Here is an 18,634-nt window from a genome sequence, read left to right on the forward strand (position 1 = left end):
TTACGCTCCGGCTTCTGCTGCGGCGGCGCTGAAGTCGCCAATCTGGAGGTTTTCCACCAGTGCGGCGCAGCGGTAGTCCTCAACCACGTAGGCTTCGTTAACGGATTCAAAATTTTCAATCCGGTCACGTTTCGGGTTGTCGATAACTGAACGGCGGCGGGTGTCTTCCTGCCAGTAGATGGACAAGTTATCCAGACGGGTGATCAGCAGCGCATTCGGCGGGAAGAACGGCGCACGCACGGCCTGCAGACCGCCCATGCGTTTCTGACTGATAATCATATCGGCTGCCAATTTTTCACTGTTTTCCTGCTCTTTGTTGACCAGCGGGAAATACTTGTCAGACAGCAGTTCACGACCGCAAATCACCACCAGATCGTCATCGTCCTGGTAGACCACGTCGATAAGCTCATTGACCGCATCCATCACCACAGCGTCCAGGTTGGCATATTCGCCACCTTTCCCGACTTTCACCGCACCCGGTGTGGTTTCGCCGCCCGCGGTGGTGCTGCCCATGACGTGATCCGGTGCATCCTCACGGATTTTCTGCAGCCAGCCTTTATTCACATCCTGCAGCAGCGGGTTTTCACTACGGTTGGAGGTTTTCGCACGCTTCACGCCGTTAAAGCCGATCATGATGCGGTCCAGTGCCTGACGTTTCACGATGGCGTCACGGATACGCACCTGGAAATCCTGAAACTTCGCCCACAGGTCCAGCTTCGCGTAGGTCAGCACCGTGTCAAAGTTGGTCTGCTCGCATTTATATTCCACATCGACCATCAGCGTCGGATCGACAGGTTCACGCTCTTTCGCAGTGGTGTCAGTGGTTCCGGCAATGGTGCTGCCAACACCCAGCCCCAGCAGCTGACCGGACTGCTCAGTCACTGGCGTGACGTTAATCAGCGTCAGGAATGCGGCGGACTGCTGGATCTGGTCTTCCAGCGTCTGCTGCACAGACGGCTCTACAGTGAACTTGCTGGACAGTTCTTCAACGGCCACACCGTTCAGACGCGCCAGCTGCTGCAGGTAAGCGTTAAAAGCAAAGCGGGTATTCTTCTTCATCGGGTTTTGTGCTCCATCAGCAATTGGTCAGAGTGTCAGCGGAGGCGTTACCGCCTGTTGCACGCTGGCGGTAGTCCTGGCGGCTGTCTTCATGACTCAGCTTATTCACCAGTTCGTTAAAGGCGGTCTGCTGTGCCTGCAGGGCAGTCTCCAGCTCAGACAGGCGTTCATCCTGCTCAGACAAAGATTTTTCGGTGCGTGCGCTCAGGTTCTGCTGCTCAGTGGCGACCAGTTCCACGGCCTTATGCATATCAGAGAACCGGGCGTCATCGGACTGCTCTTTTTTGGTAAACAGCGCCGTGACACGGGCAAACAGGGACGGTTTGTCGTCCTGGGCTTCTTCCAGTTCGATCACCGTTTCCTCTGCAGCGGTAAAAAGATTGGCGGGATTCTGCTTGCGGTTTGCCAGCGGGTTATGGGCTGCACTGGCGCTGAATGTCAGCATTTCCGTACCCAGACTGGCGGGATCATCAGTGGCGGCCAGGCCAACCAGGTAGGCTTTGCCCGTATCAGCGAACTTCGGGCTGACTTCCATAGAGGTGAATAATTTCTGGCCTTTTTTCACCAGTTCCACCAGGGACTCCGTTGGCTCAACGTCGGCATACAATGCCATCTTGCCTGCCAGCGGACCTTCCGTGATTTCTTCAGCAAACAGCGCCGTTACCTTGCCGTAGCGGTTAAAGGTGCTGTCCGGCAGATAAGACTTGATGTGCTCAAGGTTAATCAGCGCGGTGTACACCGCCGGGTTGTAGCTGGCTGCCATCTGTTCCAGCCATTCACGCTGGATTTCGCGTCCGTCGGTGGTGGCACCTTCCACCCCGATGCGAAAACGCTTTGCTTTCACTGTCATGAGCCGTGCTCCATTAGAAAAAACTTACTGGAGCCTTATGGTTGCGGTGATGGGGGCAGTGAAACAATGCGCGGTATTTGTACCGACAACCACACAAACCGCAGGCGGGGAAAGCCTTCATTCAAGGCTGTAGGTTTGTGCCATGAACACCACACTAACATCCGCAGAGCTCGATCCCCGTCGGCAGGCCATGCTGCTGTACTTTCAGGGATACCGCGTAGCCCGCATTGCTGAAATGCTGGGCGAGAAAGTTGCAACCGTTCACAGCTGGAAAAAACGCGACAAGTGGGGTGACTATGGGCCGCTGGATCAGATGCAGCTCACCACCGCCGCACGCTACTGCCAGCTCATTATGAAGGAGCACAAAGAAGGGAAAGATTTCAAAGAGATTGACCTGCTGGCGCGCCAGTCGGAGCGCCACGCGCGCATCGGCAAGTTTAACAATGGCGGTAACGAAGCCGACTTAAACCCAAACGTCGCCAACCGCAACAAAGGCCCGCGCCGTCAGCCGGAAAAGAATGTTTTCACCGATGAACAGATTGAGAAGCTGGAAGAAATCTTCCATTCCTCCATGTTCAACTACCAGCGCCACTGGTGGGAAGCTGGAAAAACCAACCGCATCCGCAACCTGCTGAAGTCACGCCAGATCGGCGCGACCTTTTACTTTGCCCGTGAAGCCCTGATTGACGCTCTGCTTACCGGACGTAACCAGATTTTTCTTTCCGCCAGCAAGGCACAGGCTCACGTCTTTAAGCAGTACATCATAGACTTCGCCAAAGAAGTCGAGGTGGAGCTGAAAGGCGATCCGATGGTGCTTCCTAACGGAGCCACGCTTTACTTCCTCGGCACCAATGCCCGCACGGCCCAGAGTTACCACGGCAACCTGTATCTGGATGAATATTTCTGGATACCGAAATTCCAGGAGCTGCGCAAAGTGGCTTCCGGTATGGCTATTCACAAAAAATGGCGACAAACCTATTTTTCCACGCCATCCAGCCTGACACACAGTGCTTATCCGTTCTGGTCCGGTGCGCTGTTCAACCGTGGGCGCAATAAAGCCGATAAGGTGGACATCGACCTGTCCCACAGCAATCTGGCCCCCGGCCTGCTGTGCGCAGACGGGCAATACCGCCAGATAGTCACCGTGGAAGATGCAGTGCGCGGCGGATGTAACCTTTTCGACCTCGATCAGTTGCGCATGGAGTACAGCCCGGACGAATACCAGAACCTGCTGATGTGCGAGTTTGTGGACGATCTCGCGTCCGTGTTCCCGCTCAGCGAGCTGCAGGCGTGCATGGTGGACAGTTGGGAAGTCTGGACCGACTTTCATGCACTGGCCCTGCGCCCGTTTGGCTGGCGCGAAGTGTGGATCGGTTATGACCCGGCAAAAGGTACGCAAAACGGCGACAGCGCCGGGTGCGTGGTGGTGGCACCGCCAGCCGTGCCGGGCGGTAAGTTCCGCATTCTTGAGCGTCACCAGTGGCGCGGGATGGACTTCCGCGCCCAGGCTGACGCCATCAAAAAACTGACTGAACAGTACAACGTGACATACATCGGTATCGACTCAACCGGCGTCGGTCACGGGGTTTACGAGAACGTGAAAGCGTTTTTTCCTGCCGTCCGGGAGTTTGTCTACAACCCCAACGTTAAAAACGCCCTGGTACTCAAGGCCTACGACATTATTAGCCACCGCCGCCTGGAGTTTGACGCCGGGCACACCGACATAGCGCAGTCCTTTATGGCAATCCGTCGCGCCACCACTGCCAGCGGCAACCGCCCGACCTATGAAGCCAGCCGCAGCGAAGAAGCCAGCCACGCCGATCTGGCCTGGGCAACAATGCACGCACTGTTTAACGAGCCGCTGCAGGGCGAGTCCGCCAATACCAGCAATATTGTGGAGATTTTTTGATGGGAAAGAGTAAGAAAAACCGCGCTGCGGCGACGAATCAGCTCAAGCATAAAAGCCAAACTTCAGCCGAAGCATTCAGCTTTGGTGATCCCGTTCCTGTTCTGGACCGCCGTGAACTGCTGGACTATGTGGAATGCGTACAGATGGACCGCTGGTATGAGCCGCCCGTCAGCTTTGACGGACTGGCACGAACCTTCCGCGCCGCCGTGCATCACAGCTCACCAATTGCGGTGAAATGCAACATTCTGACCAGTACCTACATCCCTCACCCGCTGCTCAGCCAGCAGGCTTTTTCACGTTTTGTGCAGGACTATCTGGTATTTGGTAACGCCTACCTGGAGAAACGCACGAACCGCTTCGGTGAAGTTATCGCCCTTGAGCCTGCTCTGGCAAAATACACCCGACGCGGGTTAGACCTGGATACCTACTGGTTTGTGCAATACGGTATGACAACCCAGCCGTATCAGTTCACGAAAGACAGCATTTTTCATCTGATGGAACCGGACATCAACCAGGAGATCTACGGCCTGCCAGGTTATCTTTCTGCCATTCCATCAGCCCTGCTCAACGAGTCCGCCACGCTGTTCCGCCGGAAGTATTACATTAACGGCAGTCATGCAGGCTTCATCATGTACATGACCGATGCCGCGCAGAACCAAGAGGATGTGAACAACCTCCGCAATGCGATGAAAAGCGCCAAAGGCCCTGGCAACTTCCGCAACCTGTTTATGTACTCGCCTAACGGCAAAAAGGACGGGCTTCAGATCATCCCGTTGTCAGAAGTCGCGGCGAAGGATGAGTTTCTGAATATCAAGAACGTGAGCCGGGACGACATGATGGCGGCACACCGTGTGCCGCCGCAAATGATGGGGATAATGCCTAATAATGTTGGGGGGTTTGGGGATATCGAAAAAGCTAGCAAGGTATTTGTTAGGAATGAATTAACCCCCCTTCAGAAGCGATTTAGTGAGTTAAACGAATGGATTAATGAAAAAATAATCACTTACTCACAATATTCTATTGGAGACTAAGGTTTCATTTCAGCTAGCTTATCAGTTAACTTTCCTAGCAGGCCATCGCATAATTTTTTTATTTGCTCAGTGGCCTCTTTAAGCTCATTAGCAGTTACAACATCAAAACCCTCTCCATGAGCGATTCTATTTCTCTTTTTCAGAAGCTCATCAATAACGTTAAGATATCCAACTCGTCTACGTTTTTTCTTAGGTGCCCATTTTGATTCAATTATATTCACTATACCTTCAACTTGATTTGAATTTCCCTCTAAAAGGATAAATATAGACCCCTTCAACAGCTCATTTACTTGTGATTCTAAGTTATACATATTATCAACATCAAAATCATTGATTGATAACTCATCTAATACTAAAGGAATATCGAACATATTAAATATCCGCTCAATAGTATCAACTGTAGGATTAGCATTTGTTGAAGATAATTTATCACTATCTAGTTGTATAGGTAGTGATTTCTCAACATTTATTATAAAATCATTAAAAGGTTGGCATTTGTTATTTTTATTTTATCTGAACAGGCGTTAACATGCTCTGAAAGCATTCGCAAAGGAATTTTTGAAGGTGGGATACCCAAATCATTGAGCTCCTCAACAAACTCTTTACACATTTCACGAAGAAAACCTTCAAAATAGCCACACAATAATACTAGCCCAGAACGAGTCAATGCGTTCATAGCCATAATATTCCCACCAAGCTCAGAATTCTTCTCTGCCATCGTTGCAAGAAGATTTATCTCCTCAAATCTTTGCATGTAAACAGCTCTGCATTCCATGCCATTACCCCATTAATGCCTCAGTAAGAATTGTACTTCTATTCAATGCCGAGTTCTTTTTTGAAGTCCCTTGGAATAAGGTTTTCCAATAGCCTTCATTTTTAAACACACTAAATGCCTTAACTGCAAGATCTTCCTTTTTCCCCTGTTCAAATGCTCTGGAAAAAGCAACCATTTGTGATTCATAAATAGAGCCATTAATTCTATTTTGAAAATACCCTTTACTTGGATCTGTTTGATCTTTGGGTTTTCTAAAAGCAATACCTGGACCTAACACATCGTGAATTAAGTCAACAGTTCCATAAAAAAGAGAGGTAACACTTTCTGCTCTTGCTGTAGAAATTTCGCGATTTTCCTCCATATGTAAATTCAAATACTCAGAGTAGTTATCTGAGTAATCAGAAGACGCTGATAATTCTCTATACGCTAAGAAGCGCAACACTAACTCAACAGCCTTCATTGACTTAGCATCTTGCTCAGGCAGCGAAATCAACTCAACGAATTTATCATATTGTGCCAATTTTTTCAGTAGTTCATTATAACTACCTCGATATACACAATTACGAACTTCTTGATCAGAGAGCGATGCACTCCCTGTATTTAAGCGTTCAAATACTTCAAACTTTAAAGCCTCATCTGATTCATTGAGAACAACAATGCACCTAATAGCTCTTTTCGCAATATTAGATCTTAATACACGATCTAACTCAAGATATTCTTTACCATTTATTTCTGAGATTATTTTTAACCCAGTTAGCTTTAATGGCATCAATCCTGAGTCTGGGAATAAATTCTCAATCTCGTTAGCTTTAATAAAGCGGAACAAGGATGTCAATCGCTGTTGTCCATCAATGACACTAAATGTACCATCTTTTTCCTCAGCCAAATACACAACTGGCACAGGTATATTTAAAGCTATCGATTCAATAAACCTTGACGCTTTAATATCATCCCATTGATATTTCCTTTGATAATCAGGCTCAAGAATTAAATCCCCTTCAATTATCATATCAACAAGAGTTCGTACCGCATAATCATATGGCTGAATAACAACCTTACGCTCTTTTATATGTTCATAAGGCTCAATTTCATTCTCAATCTCAATCTCAATCTCGTCATTTTGCTCTGTTAGAATTTGTTGAACATTTACATCAGTCATTATAATCACCCTTCAATTTCTCGTGGAACTTCGAATTTATAACACTATAGATAATTGTAATAAATAATACCATAGCCAGATGCTGGCGCGCGCTCGTATCCCCGCCACGCCTGCCCGCTTTCTGTAGTGGTTTTCATGCACCTGCATGATCTACGCAGAAGCCCACCAATTCTGGCGGGCCTTAGCAAAAACGATCCTCAAACGATCATGCGATCTCATGCGGCATAGACATGCATGACATGGAAATCGGTAGAACAGTGAAACGAGTCATAGCACATCAGCCATCTTATATGCACTAGCGTCAGCTCTTTCGGGTAACTGATTCCATCTTAAAGCGAACAGGATTTTCAAGTTTCAACATGAGGATCCGTACAGGTTTTCTCAGACCAGTAGCTTGCACAGCACACCTTGGCACATGATATGGCTACGGGTTTGTCATGCCAGATAATCCTGTTAGGATTAGTCTTGTTTGTTTACGATTGGGATAGGGATATGAAGAAATTAACTGGCGTAATTGTTCTTGCACTGCTGCTTACTGCTTGTGACAAACCGAAGATCGATGCATCAAGCGATCAGTCGATGAAAGAGTCCATTCAAAAGGTAAGAGAGTCCTTACCTGCAGATAAAAAAGCTCAGTTTGATGATGCGGTTAAAGTCGTTGCCTTTAGCCAAATCAACATGAGAGAGCTAATGCAAGCTGGAGCGTCTTCTGGGGACGTTTACGAAACAAAAATTAAGACAGCGCTGGAAGGTAAAACTGGTGATGAGGTTATAAATTACGCAGAAACTATTCGCCTTGAGCGTGAGAGGAGGGAGAGAGAACAGGCTCTGCAAGAAATAAAAGAACTGGAAGCCAAACAAACCTCGGCGGCACAGGCAGCTGAAAAAATGAAAGCCTTCAAGGTCGAACGCTCCCGTTTTTATTTCCAGAAAGAGAATTACGGCAATGACCAACCAATTCTGGATATTAGCGTTGAAAACGGAACAGACAAAGCGGTTGCTAGAGTATTCTTTAAAGGAGTTATTGCAAGCCCTGGAAGAAGCGTCCCTTGGTTCTCTGACGTCTTCAACTATAAAATTTCTGGAGGTCTGGAACCAAGTGAGAAAGCCAACTGGAAATTAGCCCCTAACAGGTACTCTGATTGGGGAAAACTTGAGGTTCCGGCTGATGCAGTATTTACCGTCACAGTCACTGGCCTTGAAGACGCAGATGGAAAATCGATCTATGGTGACGCCGAGTTTTCAGAACGCGATGCTGATAGACTGAATCAACTTAGAGAAAAGTACCTTTCTAAATAAGGTCGTAATTAAAGCTGATACAGCATAGTCCCTGAGAATATATCTTGGGGACTACTAGGCACTCGTAAGTAATCCTTAATTAAATAATACCAAACGCTTAGAAAGATACCATGAAAAATATAACTCTCCCCTTTACGTTAGTAGCAATCATCATAGCTCTGGCTGGATGTGCTTTTCCGGATAAAGACGGCGACTTCGGAGCTTATGTCCATGCCTGTCAGCAATACGCATACGGAAAATCCTATGCCTTTGAGCATAGAGACTTCGCGTATAAAGTCTGCAAGGATGCGGCTAAACTATGGGGTGATGAAGTTCCTAGCTATGTCATTAGGCAGATCCAATTACATCCTGAAATACCTGCCGATGAAATTAAATATGCTGCGATGGCAGGCTCACTGGGGAACAACTAAATCGACGTATGTGAAAGGGGCCTTATGCCCCTTTTGGATTATCCAATCAAGGGCCATCAGGACACTGATCAACTGGTTACATCCATAGACCTGCTGTATTCATGGCTGCGAATTTTTGCCATCAGTTCGTCTGTCAGTTCGGATACCCACTGGATAGCCAGCCGCTTCTCTTCGTCGCTGCACTCACTAGCCGCCACAAGCTTGATAAAAAAATCAATGCGCTGGAGCTTCAACGACTCCAAAAGATAGTCCTGCATCTTCCCTCCTTTCACTGCTACGGAACACAATGCTGTATATATAACCACTATTTATAATTACAGTATATTAGGAAGCTAGAAATGTAAAACTCTTTTTATCTGTCAATTAGATAGCCCTGACACCGATCAATAACCGCATAAATTATTAACCCGCGTCAGCCGTACCATTGCCGCCATCTATCATCTTCCTGCAACCGCTGGTTACGGTAAAAAATACGCAACCCAGCCCCGGATGGAATACTGCCGCCACGCAGAAGCAAATCAATCTCCGATGCACTACCTTCAAACCCTCTGGCAGTCAGTTCTGCCTTAAGCTGCAGGCGCTGCTGCTCCGAAATATTCTGTTTGTATACTGTTTTCCGCTTCGGTTTTACCAGTCTCAACCTGGCGGTAAGTTCCCGCCGTTCCTTCTGGCCCATATTGTGGAGATAATCCTGCAGTTCCTTCTCATTCATGGTTTTAATATCGGGCAGATCCCCCCCTGATTTGTTCGTATTTTCAACAGGGGGACAGTTATTGCCACGAGTCCAAGGGGCGCAAGCGCCCTGGTCGGCTGCCGCCTCCTGAACGTCAACGGCCTTACGAACCATTTTCCACTTCACTGCATGAGTGCAGATCTTACCCTCTGCAATGGGTGACCAGATGCCATAAATACGAATGCCGTGATCGCCATAGGCGGTCGGCTCTTCGTTGATTTCATAAGCGGTTCTGATGAGGTGATATTTACGGGGAACCAGTACGCCGCCCTGCTTCATGATGTAGGTGGCAAAACAACCAGCATCAGCTGCAGCCAGAATGGCATCAAGGCGCGGGTTATCCAGTACCGGCGCACCTGCTTTTTTGTCACCCTGTTGCCTTGCCGCCTGACCAGCCAGCAATCGCAGTTCACGGTAAGCCTGACGCCCCGGAATGCCAAAGAAGCGGAATTGCTGAACACGATGCAGAGACGCCCAGGCATTAACGTATTCAGCGTTATCACGCAGAGATTTACCCGTTTCCTTGCTGATCCCGCCAGCCAGACCACGCCCGTCAATGTTCTTACTGATGTATTTCGCGATGTAGCTAGTCGGCGTTCCTTTGCGCGGGTTTATCAGCTCAGACTTAAAGCGTGGCCCCGTGTTATTACCCAGCTCCTCGCGGTCTTCACGGATAGCAAACTTACGCAACAATGCAGTAATGGCGCGGCGGTCTTTTTTGCGCATGAAACACAACAGGTGCCAGTGAACTGTGCCGTCATGATGCGGCTCAGCCACCCGCACGCCATACCAGCGCAATCCGGCTTTGTGCATCGCCTTACGAAATGCAGCAAACATGCCGACCAGATAATCACTGCTTTGTCTTACCGTCGCATTTGTCCAGGTCGGGTTGGGCCTGCCGTTATTTAGCGTGGAATGGAAACGTGACGGACAGGTGATGGTGTAGAAAACGGCGCAGTCACCGCGCATTTCCGCGATAAGCTCCAGACCTTTAACACAGGCCATCATCTCATTGCGGCGATGCGCAGGGTTGCTGCTGCTGGCGTTTACCACATCCTCCATGTCCAGCGTGTCGCCGTCTTCGTTCACCAGTTCATGAGAACGGAAAAACTCCAGCGACTTACGGCGCTGCTCACGTTTATGCATCACGACTTCATAGCTGACATAGGGAGATGCTTTTTTGCTGACCAGGCAAACAGCACGCAACTGCTCTTCCCGCCATTCGCAACGCATCTTCCATAATTTCCGGTACCACCAATCGGCGCACAACATACGCGCCAGCGAACCCGGAATGAGTTCATAGGGCACGGGTTTACGGCGGTTTCTTTTCCGGCGGAGTTGCTCAAACGCAGGCGGTATGACATCCAGTCGCAGGGTTTCTGCTGCCACCTTTTCCCATGTCTTGCGGATTTCTTCTGGCTTAACATCATCGGTGGCATACAAATCACCACAAGCGGCATCAAGACACATACTCATATGCGCAGCGACAAGAGTAGACAGGCGTTTCACCTGATCCTGACTCATTTCAGGCAAGATCAGCAGGCCGTCCAGCCCTTCATGGCTTGCCATAAAGCGAAAAGAAGTGGATAGCTGACTGTCGCGTACATGCTCCAGTCGTTCCAGACATGGCTTAATCGTCTCACGCAAATAGCGGGAATAAGCCTTTGGCCTGCCCAGGCTGCTGAAGTATTCAATACGTTGCATCAGCGGCTTGCTGATATGGGAAGGCTGGGCGTTAACGTCCGCCAGTATGACCATGTCCGGATTAAAACGCTGCTGCTCATGCGCCAGCTTTGCCCGGCTAATGAGCTTATCCTGCTCCATTTCGCGCTGGACAGGATCACGGGATTCATTAAAGAAATAACGCTCCCAGACCTGATCACTCAGTGCCTCGCGGCGCAGTTGTTCCTGCTCGTTATCGGCAGCGTACAGAGTGATCAGGTTTGAAAGCGCAGAAACCGGCGCAACTTCCGCCGGGTCCAGATAAGGGTTAATAGCCTTTTTCGGGCTGTTCCATGAGAATGCTGCGGCGGCCTCGTTAAAGCCGCTGCAGTTGTTCATATCAGCATGGCTCATGCACGCACTCCGTACACGGCAGAACTATCCACGCCACGCGAAGGATCAAATCCCACCCAGCAGCGTGCCCCAGAAACAGCGATGATTTCTGTTGCAGATTTACTCTCACCAGCTGCTACGCCGATGCTGCGTTTTGCCTTGATGTAGTGGTGAGTAAAATTGCGATACAGCGAACGGATCAGGGATGTGTCACTGTTAGAAACAATGACCGGATGTCCTTCTGATGACCGATGTTCAAGAACGGATGCTAGGTGATACTGGTCATCTTCAGTGAAACCATCAGTGTGATAGCCGGAAAACGTACCGTCATACGGCGGATCGCAATACACCACATCCCCCGCCTTCAACATCGCCAGCGTTTCATCAAAGCTGGCGCAGATAAACGTTGCTCGCTGGGCCTTTTCTGCAAATGCGCGAATTTCTTTTTCAGGGAAATACGGATTTTTATAATTACCGTAGGGAATGTTGAAATGCCCGCTCTTGTTATAGCGACATAAACCACGGTAACCGTGACGATTGAGATACAGGAAATATACCGCTTTCATGAAATCAGTAATTTCAGTTGAGTAATTAAACTCCTGCCTTATGTTGTAATAAGCCACCTCCCTGTTTGCGATCTCAAATAAAACTCTGGCGCGAGATATAAACGATTCACAATCAGCAGCAACCTTTTTATAGAGGTTGATTAAATCAGGATTAATATCCGCAACAAGATAACTGGGGTAATCCGTCTCCATCATCACAGCACAGGAACCCGCGAAAGGTTCAACCAGTCGCGGGCCAGCAGGAAGATGTTTTTTCAGTTCGGACATAATGGTAGTTTTATTACCCGCCCATTTCAGGATGGTGCTCATACAGCACCTCCGTTGTAGTGTTTGCCTTTCAGCTCTGCGATTTCCTGACAGGTGATGCAGCACTGCACGCCCGGAATGGCGCGGCGGCGTGCTGGCGGAATCGGTGCATCGCAATCAATGCAGAGAACACGGGAAACGCCCGGCGTTTTATTGCGGGCGGTATGGATGTGGCGCTGGCGTTCTTCTTCAACGCGCTGCTGTACGAGGTCCATTGAATCAGCCATCAGTGGATCTCCTGCGCTTCGTTCTGAATCTTCACCGCTTCTTGACGCAGCAGCTCAGCCGCTTCCGTGTGGTTAAGCTGACGTGACACGATATGGGCAGCCAAAGAGTCCAGACGTGCTGCCATCAAATCAGCGCGTCCACGGCGTTCTTCCATGCGCGCATCAGTCAGCAGCTGATTAAGGCCAGCATCATCTGGTCCGGTTTTAGTGATACGGGTTTCAATATTTCGCATTGTTGTTTCTCCTGAATTTGGGCAATAAGAAGCCCGGCGGGTTTACGCCATTAATTTCTGTTGTGGGTTAATTCGGCATGGTTAGCCGTTTTGGAAATAAGCTCACCACTGCACGAAAATGATTCATTGCTTTAATCAGTTCCCGCTTTTCGTCAGTAGTCAGATCACTAATATTGACGCTATGACGTTCTGCTGGAATCTTTGCCATATAGAATATGGCTGCCAGTGCCCTCTCATTTTGTTTATTGTTAACATCCCTTTGGTCGCGCATATCTTCAATGAACCTTTCAAGCTCCGACTCAATATTCAGGCCGAACACTTTTGCGCGTAATTCAGCAATATGATTCAACCCATCCAGGCGTTTGCCGGGGCTTAGTGGAACTGTCGCCACCGGACCATCAATAGCCATTCTCCCTCCTATCTCGTCGTACATATACCTATTTGAAGTTGTGCCGGGAATTTTTTCACACGCCCGGCGCGTGCCTTAGTGGTAGACTATTTGCGCCAACAATCACCTACCCCTCGAAGGAGAAACCTGATGTCAGACTCTGACAACTTCCATGTATTGCCTCGTCCTGCCCCTGCACCTAAGCCAGAACCGGGGCAAGATAAAAAATAGGAATCCGGCATGACTAAACAAAGCTCCGAATATTTCCAGTTGCATTACTGCTATTACCTTGAGCTTATGACAGCGACACTTCACGGTAGGGCTGACAAATTGATGACTGCTATTCAGATTATTAGCGGTACTGCTGTCATAGCCGATACCGGGCTGGAATGGGTATTCGCTTTGCCCGTTGTTGTAATCGCAACAATTCAACTTGTGTGGCAACCCGCAATTATTTCCGAGCGTGCTAGCGTACAAAGCCGTCAGTACGGTGAATTGCTTTATGCTGGGGATGAATTGACCCCGGAACTGATTGCACAAAAATTGAAAACACTGCATCACTCTGATTCCGCACCTTTCGGTTCTTTGTTAAATCCAGCCTACAAAAGAGCAGCTATTGCATGTGGTCGGTCTGACGACACTAAGCTCAGCTTCCAGGAAAAGCTTTTCGCCTGGTTTGCAGGATGCCTGCCACGTTAAAACTTAGACGTTGTAGCAATCTCTTTTTACCTATTCCCCGGACAGCCTGCTGCCGGGGAGACAGTTCAATACATGGATGCCACTTTTTTCCGCAAGGTAAATAAATCCAGCCGTGACCGTAGTGCATTGCTGGGCTTTGCTTAACGAGAAGTGATGCAAAAGATGGTTCTCTAGTCAGCATAGCCACCTCAGATCAGACCGAATGAAGCGCCGAGGCCCGTCACGGTATCCACCGCGCTTGCCATCGCCGGGTTAGCCTGCAAACGTGCCTGTATGGAAACGGCAGCCAGTGCCATTAAGCGAGTAACAGAGTTTGATGCTACTGATAACATCGCGGCGGCCTGCAGTAGTTTTCACATCACCCGATACAGCACCGGCAGCAATACGTCCGATTTCAGCAGTAGCGCTCATGACATAATGTGGCAGCTTCTCTTTTGCCACTTCGTTCATCGGTACGCATGGCAGGCAGTGAATCTGAGCCAAAAAACCGTCAACGAGCGTAGAGTCCTCAGTAAGATCGGTAAGCAGCCAGATCTCCGACGGCGTGAGCTGATGCGGTTGTTCCGGGTTCAGCTTGTTACGCAGCGTCTGGACTTTCATTCCCGCGCGTTCTGCCAGCTTCGCCATGTTGTGACGCAGCGCGAAAACCCGGCAGGCTTCGTCAAAGTGTGGATGTTTGGAAATCTTATAATCAAACATGCAAGCCCCTTAGAAAGTTCTCATAATCGAACTTACTAACCAACAATGACGCGGAAGTTGGAATGACCAAGAGACTCACGAACCTGGTCGGTTTTGTACATCAGGTACCGCAGGCTTACACGTCCTTTATTTTTTTCTTTCTTCACCATGTACTTAGCAAGCTGACCATGGTGAATTTTTTGATACACAGAGCCACGGGAGATACCTTCCCACTCCGCGAACTCAGCAGGCGTTGCCATCTCTTTTGGTACACGAATTGAAATATCAGTACTCATAGTGCAGTATCTCTTAGTTTGGGTTCGTTTTATCTTGTTTTATGTGGTTTGGTTTTGCTTTTCAAACCATTAATGGATATTAAGATCACTTTTTATATACGTCAAGAGGTTTGATTATGAGTTTAATCAAGGCGGGGAATGATAGTGGTGGGCGCGATGCGATTAACAGGCTTATTAAGGCTTACAATTTCAGCTCACGACAGCAGCTCTGCGAACATCTGGAAGTATCAAAAAGCACTATGGCTAACAGATACTTAAGGGATAGTTTCCCTGCTGAATGGGTAATTCAATGCGCTCTTGAAACAGGAATTTCCCTTCTATGGCTGGCTACGGGACAAGGAGATATGTATGCGTGTGAGAACGAAGAAAGAAATCTCAAAAACGAAACCTCCGTCACGGTAAGACCACTTTCTAAAATTGTTGCTCCTAGCATCAAACATGTTGAACTGAAGAACGGTGAACTGCAGCCAAGTGATGAAATTCTTCTTGATAGCAGACTGCTCGATGGTGACTCATCCAACTCTTTATTTGTAAAAACAGCTACTGATAGCTTTGTTGTGGATACGTCTGTTAAACAAGTCAGTAATGGCTTCTGGTTAGTCGATATGGACGGAGTTAAAAGCATCGTCAAAATCGCTCGCATTCCAGGCAACAAAATTGTAGTTCACCAAGATGAAACATCATTTGAATGCTCGGTCGACGACATTGAAGCTATCGGGCGTGCAGTCAAAGTAATCAAGAGCCTCTAACTTATGAGCATCAGAAAACAGCCTAACGGAAAATGGTTGTGTGAATGCTACCCGAACGGACGGGATGGCAAACGTGTACGCAAGCAATTTGCGACTAAAGGCGAGGCCATAGCATTCGAAAACCACACCATGGATGAGGTGAACAAAAAACCGTGGCTGGGGGAGAAGGAAGATCGGCGGCATTTGTCAGAAGTGATTGATCAGTGGCATTTACTTTATGGGCAGACGCTGGCAGACCCCAAACGCCTGATGGCAAAACGCAGCATTATTTGTAATGGCTTGGGCGATCCCATTGCCTCAGAGTTAACCGCAGGCGATTTTACGAAATACAGGGAAGCACGGTTAAAAGGTGAAGTAAAAAATGAAGATGGCGTGCTTATGTCGCCAGTTAAGCCCCGTACGGTAAACCTTGAACAACGTAACCTATCATCTGTTTTTGGCACACTGAAAAAGCTGGGCCACTGGTCAGCACCCAACCCGCTCGCTGGGCTACCAACATTCAAAATCGCAGAGGGCGAACTGGCGTTCCTGGCACCGGAAGAAATTAAACGTCTACTGGATGCCTGTGCTGATTCTCAGAGTCCCAGTTTGCTGATGATTGCAAAAGTATGCCTGGCAACTGGCGCCCGATGGAGTGAAGCTGAAAACCTGCAGGGCCATCAGCTATCAAAATACCGCATCACTTATACCAAGACGAAGGGCAAGAAAAACCGTACCGTGCCAATATCTCAGGATCTGTATGAAGAACTCCCCAAAAACAGAGGGAAGCTATTCACGCCATGCAGAAAAGCTTTTGAGCGTGCAGTAAAAAGAGCTGGTATTGAGCTACCAGAAGGCCAATGTACCCACGTGCTGCGCCATACCTTCGCCAGCCACTTTATGATGAACGGCGGAAACATACTGGTACTGCGCGATATTCTGGGCCACGCAGATATAAAAATGACGATGGTTTACGCTCACTTTGCCCCTGACCACCTCGAAGACGCAGTGACAAAAAACCCGCTTCACAACCTCAATTGGAAACGCTAATTTATGGCGGCATTTTGGCGGCAGGGCATTAAAAATGCGTAAAACGGACGAACACTGAATAATACTAACTCGCTGTTTTTAAACGCAATACACTGTTTTTACTATACTAAAAATGGTATGTAGGAATTTCGGACGCGGGTTCAACTCCCGCCAGCTCCACCAAATATAACAAGGGGTTACGTGAAAACGTAGCCCCTTTTTAATGTCCAGTGTCCACTTAGCGTCCACCTAAGATCAGGTGACCAGATAGGGATAAAAAATGCCAACACCTGAAAGTTTGTGGAAAATTCTGGCTTCACCCATTTCGACAAAGACGGCTGTTAGGTATGGATTCCTCTCTGTAGCAATTGTCCTTTCTATCCGCTTTATACTCCCAATACTTAAGGACATTGCGCCTCTAACTGAACAAGACTTGCCGGGGTATTCCTATGCAGCGCATTTTGCTCTAACGATTTTGTTTTCACTTATTGCGGAAACTCTAACCTTTGAACTAGTAGCTTGGATGTATCTCAAGCTCGAAAAATTCATAGAAAGGAGGAAATTAAGAAAAGAACTCGCCCGCAAACAAGAGATTGAGAGCAAGGAAATCAAGAGAATCCAAGAAAAGTTTATTGAAAATTTCATACTGGCATGGCCCCTCATAGCCCCCCGCTATAAATATTTTGTCTATGAGCTACGAAGGGGCCACAAGGGCTACTCAGATACGAATTCGGCCATCAATTACCTTAGACAACAAGGTTGGATTCACCCAATAACTGAACTACCTTATAGCCATTGCCTTTATCGGTTAGACGAACTCATTTTTGAAGCCCTAAATAGGATAGAGTCAGCCGCAACAGCAACAGACTCCTAGCTTTGCATAGCTGCCCGCTATGCAAACTAGTGAGCCAAATAAATTTAGACTTCAGGCAAAGCCTGCTGGCTGAATCGCCACGGATAATCTAGACATTTCCGAGCCGTTGATAAGATTGTTTTTCATATTCCTTCCACGTCAGCCCTCTTAATGTGGTGGATTTCATGCACCTGTAGCAATCGTAGCGATCCGGATCAATACTTGCTAGGACGATGAAACACTCCACGGGAGCTCATACAAACCCGTGCGCGGATTTGCGTTTCTGGCTAGCCAAAACCCCACCAGCACTTTCAACACGGCTCCATCCTCAATGGAAATCAAATCTTATCCTTATCAACCCGTTAAGAATGTGGTTAAATCATAACCTTACGTCTAATATCCATTCATGAAGGGTAAACATGGAATCGAACGATCCTGGAAAGCTGATTTGGCATGTCGCCTGCGATGAATCAGGGATAGATGGTCAGCGATTTTATGGATTTGGTAGCTTATGGATGAAATACCAGAGGCGTGGCGATTTTGCGCGTATTGTCCGCGAACTTCGTGAGAAACATAACTGTAGCGATGAAATTAAATGGCAGAAAGCTCATTCCAAGCGTAACGCTGCATTCTATCAGGATTTAATCGAGACCTTCTTCAAACACCCTTGGCTAGCTTTTCATTGCATAGTCGTGGAAAAGTCGAAGGTAGAAAAATCTTTCCACGGTGGCGACTATGATCTTGCAATGCGTAAGCATTTTGGCAAGCTAATAGAGACTAAAATTGGCAATGTCATCAAAGCCCACCCCGACAGAGAGTGTGAGTTTCGTGTTGAAGTAGATCCATTACCATCCCGCTACAAAAAAGCTGATGAGGAATTCCATGTAATCACCAACCACACTTTGGCACGTAGGTTTGGGCGCAAAGATATTATCAAAAGCGTAGTAAGTAAAGACTCAAAGGCGTCAGAACATATTCAGATAGCAGATTTTTTGCTAGGTGCGGTCATGTGCGCTTATCAAGGTAAAGCAACTTCTGAGGCAAAGCTAGCCGTCGCAAACAATGTTGCATCCTACTTGGGATGGGACTCACTGATGCATGATACTTGGCCAACAGAACGTAAATTCAATATTTGGTTTTTCTTCGACAGGTCAAAAGGACCAAGGGATATTGTCACCCAAGAAGTTAAGCTCACTTACGCCCTTCCCAACACACGAAAATAGTAGATCCGACCTCTCAGCCGGCACGGTTGGAGTCCCAGTCATTCGACGAAGTTACCAACTAGGCGGTATCAACTTTCGGGGGGCCGCCTCTAGATCCCCAAAATCTTAAACTCGTTATAAGTAGCATA

20 protein-coding genes and 3 pseudogenes are annotated in these 18,634 nt (G+C 48.0%); 9 read left to right on the forward strand and 14 right to left on the reverse strand.

The window, feature by feature from the left end; genetic code table 11:
- A complete protein-coding gene (locus N7E69_RS02770; RefSeq protein ID WP_000742505.1) occupies positions 1-1,059 on the reverse strand; it encodes a phage major capsid protein, P2 family in 1,059 nt (352 codons plus the stop codon).
- Positions 1,060-1,075: 16 nt separating this feature from the next.
- The gene (locus tag N7E69_RS02775) at positions 1,076-1,909 is read right to left on the reverse strand and encodes a GPO family capsid scaffolding protein (RefSeq protein ID WP_000216232.1); all 834 of its coding nucleotides are present in this window, start codon (positions 1,907-1,909) and stop codon (positions 1,076-1,078) included.
- A gap of 142 nt (positions 1,910-2,051) precedes the next feature.
- Here N7E69_RS02775 and N7E69_RS02780 point away from each other — a divergent pair, with 142 nt between their 5' ends.
- Positions 2,052-3,818 carry a terminase ATPase subunit family protein gene (locus tag N7E69_RS02780; protein WP_001574814.1) on the forward strand — a complete coding sequence of 589 codons (1,767 nt, stop codon included), beginning with the start codon at positions 2,052-2,054 and terminating at the stop codon, positions 3,816-3,818.
- Positions 3,818-4,849, forward strand: a complete 1,032-nt coding sequence (locus N7E69_RS02785; protein ID WP_001751931.1) for a phage portal protein — start codon at positions 3,818-3,820, stop codon at positions 4,847-4,849. The genes N7E69_RS02780 and N7E69_RS02785 overlap by 1 nt, the downstream gene beginning before the upstream one ends.
- Here the strand turns inward: N7E69_RS02785 and N7E69_RS24525 are convergent.
- The 3 genes and pseudogenes from N7E69_RS24525 to N7E69_RS02805 form a co-directional block, all read right to left on the reverse strand.
- Positions 4,846-5,624 (reverse strand): annotated as a pseudogene (locus N7E69_RS24525) (MAE_28990/MAE_18760 family HEPN-like nuclease). The gene N7E69_RS02785 and the pseudogene N7E69_RS24525 sit on opposite strands and share 4 nt — an antisense overlap.
- Positions 5,625-5,628: 4 nt before the next feature.
- Entirely contained in the window at positions 5,629-6,783 is a 1,155-nt protein-coding gene (locus N7E69_RS02800) for a DUF262 domain-containing protein (RefSeq protein WP_001675485.1), read from the reverse strand.
- A gap of 36 nt (positions 6,784-6,819) precedes the next feature.
- A pseudogene (locus N7E69_RS02805) lies at positions 6,820-7,002 on the reverse strand (hypothetical protein).
- Between the two features lie 273 nt (positions 7,003-7,275).
- Here N7E69_RS02805 and N7E69_RS02810 point away from each other — a divergent pair.
- Complete coding sequence (locus N7E69_RS02810) at positions 7,276-8,082, forward strand: DUF6694 family lipoprotein (RefSeq protein ID WP_001751928.1); 807 nt, start codon at positions 7,276-7,278, stop codon at positions 8,080-8,082.
- A gap of 110 nt (positions 8,083-8,192) precedes the next feature.
- The gene (locus N7E69_RS02815) at positions 8,193-8,492 is read left to right on the forward strand and encodes a hypothetical protein (RefSeq protein WP_000790439.1); all 300 of its coding nucleotides are present in this window, start codon (positions 8,193-8,195) and stop codon (positions 8,490-8,492) included.
- Positions 8,493-8,560: 68 nt separating this feature from the next.
- Here the strand turns inward: N7E69_RS02815 and N7E69_RS02820 are convergent, their stop codons facing one another.
- The 6 genes from N7E69_RS02820 to N7E69_RS02845 form a co-directional block, all read right to left on the reverse strand.
- Positions 8,561-8,749, reverse strand: a complete 189-nt coding sequence (locus tag N7E69_RS02820; RefSeq protein ID WP_001154444.1) for a hypothetical protein — start codon at positions 8,747-8,749, stop codon at positions 8,561-8,563.
- A 155-nt stretch (positions 8,750-8,904) separates the two neighbouring features.
- Positions 8,905-11,301, reverse strand: coding sequence for a replication endonuclease (locus tag N7E69_RS02825; RefSeq protein ID WP_000017509.1), 2,397 nt, complete (start codon positions 11,299-11,301; stop codon positions 8,905-8,907).
- Positions 11,298-12,155: a DNA adenine methylase gene (locus N7E69_RS02830; RefSeq protein ID WP_000104186.1), complete on the reverse strand. Its 858-nt coding sequence runs from the start codon at positions 12,153-12,155 to the stop codon at positions 11,298-11,300. Before N7E69_RS02830 ends, N7E69_RS02825 begins: the two co-directional genes overlap by 4 nt.
- The gene (locus N7E69_RS02835; RefSeq protein WP_000785509.1) at positions 12,152-12,379 is read right to left on the reverse strand and encodes a TraR/DksA family transcriptional regulator; all 228 of its coding nucleotides are present in this window, start codon (positions 12,377-12,379) and stop codon (positions 12,152-12,154) included. The genes N7E69_RS02830 and N7E69_RS02835 overlap by 4 nt, the downstream gene beginning before the upstream one ends.
- Positions 12,379-12,612, reverse strand: a complete 234-nt coding sequence (locus tag N7E69_RS02840; protein WP_001244234.1) for a DUF2732 domain-containing protein — start codon at positions 12,610-12,612, stop codon at positions 12,379-12,381. Before N7E69_RS02840 ends, N7E69_RS02835 begins: the two co-directional genes overlap by 1 nt.
- Before the next feature lie 67 nt (positions 12,613-12,679).
- Complete coding sequence (locus tag N7E69_RS02845; RefSeq protein ID WP_000963195.1) at positions 12,680-13,021, reverse strand: DUF5347 domain-containing protein; 342 nt, start codon at positions 13,019-13,021, stop codon at positions 12,680-12,682.
- A 219-nt stretch (positions 13,022-13,240) separates the two neighbouring features.
- On the opposite strand from N7E69_RS02845, the gene N7E69_RS02850 reads away from it, so the two are divergent.
- A complete protein-coding gene (locus N7E69_RS02850) occupies positions 13,241-13,699 on the forward strand; it encodes a hypothetical protein (RefSeq protein ID WP_000166366.1) in 459 nt (152 codons plus the stop codon).
- Here N7E69_RS02850 and N7E69_RS02855 read toward each other — a convergent pair.
- From N7E69_RS02855 to N7E69_RS02865, 3 genes and pseudogenes are all read right to left on the reverse strand, one after another.
- Complete coding sequence (locus tag N7E69_RS02855; protein WP_000957775.1) at positions 13,647-13,880, reverse strand: phage filamentation protein Fil family protein; 234 nt, start codon at positions 13,878-13,880, stop codon at positions 13,647-13,649. The genes N7E69_RS02850 and N7E69_RS02855 overlap by 53 nt on opposite strands.
- Positions 13,881-13,887: 7 nt before the next feature.
- A pseudogene (locus N7E69_RS02860) lies at positions 13,888-14,398 on the reverse strand (phage regulatory CII family protein).
- Between the two features lie 35 nt (positions 14,399-14,433).
- The gene (locus tag N7E69_RS02865; protein ID WP_000102104.1) at positions 14,434-14,673 is read right to left on the reverse strand and encodes a hypothetical protein; all 240 of its coding nucleotides are present in this window, start codon (positions 14,671-14,673) and stop codon (positions 14,434-14,436) included.
- A gap of 116 nt (positions 14,674-14,789) precedes the next feature.
- Here N7E69_RS02865 and N7E69_RS02870 point away from each other — a divergent pair, with 116 nt between their 5' ends.
- The 4 genes from N7E69_RS02870 to N7E69_RS02885 all read left to right on the forward strand — a co-directional run bounded on the left by N7E69_RS02870 (position 14,790) and on the right by N7E69_RS02885 (position 18,506).
- Positions 14,790-15,422 carry a helix-turn-helix domain-containing protein gene (locus N7E69_RS02870; protein ID WP_000052559.1) on the forward strand — a complete coding sequence of 211 codons (633 nt, stop codon included), beginning with the start codon at positions 14,790-14,792 and terminating at the stop codon, positions 15,420-15,422.
- A gap of 3 nt (positions 15,423-15,425) precedes the next feature.
- Positions 15,426-16,451, forward strand: a complete 1,026-nt coding sequence (locus N7E69_RS02875; protein ID WP_001574821.1) for a site-specific integrase — start codon at positions 15,426-15,428, stop codon at positions 16,449-16,451.
- 259 nt (positions 16,452-16,710) lie between these two features.
- The gene (locus N7E69_RS02880; RefSeq protein WP_001142974.1) at positions 16,711-17,304 is read left to right on the forward strand and encodes a hypothetical protein; all 594 of its coding nucleotides are present in this window, start codon (positions 16,711-16,713) and stop codon (positions 17,302-17,304) included.
- A 398-nt stretch (positions 17,305-17,702) separates the two neighbouring features.
- The gene (locus N7E69_RS02885; protein WP_000445376.1) at positions 17,703-18,506 is read left to right on the forward strand and encodes a DUF3800 domain-containing protein; all 804 of its coding nucleotides are present in this window, start codon (positions 17,703-17,705) and stop codon (positions 18,504-18,506) included.
- Positions 18,507-18,634 lie beyond the last annotated feature (128 nt).

It is taken from the genome of Salmonella sp. 3C, from assembly GCF_025426275.1.
Lineage (GTDB): Bacteria > Pseudomonadota > Gammaproteobacteria > Enterobacterales > Enterobacteriaceae > Salmonella > Salmonella enterica.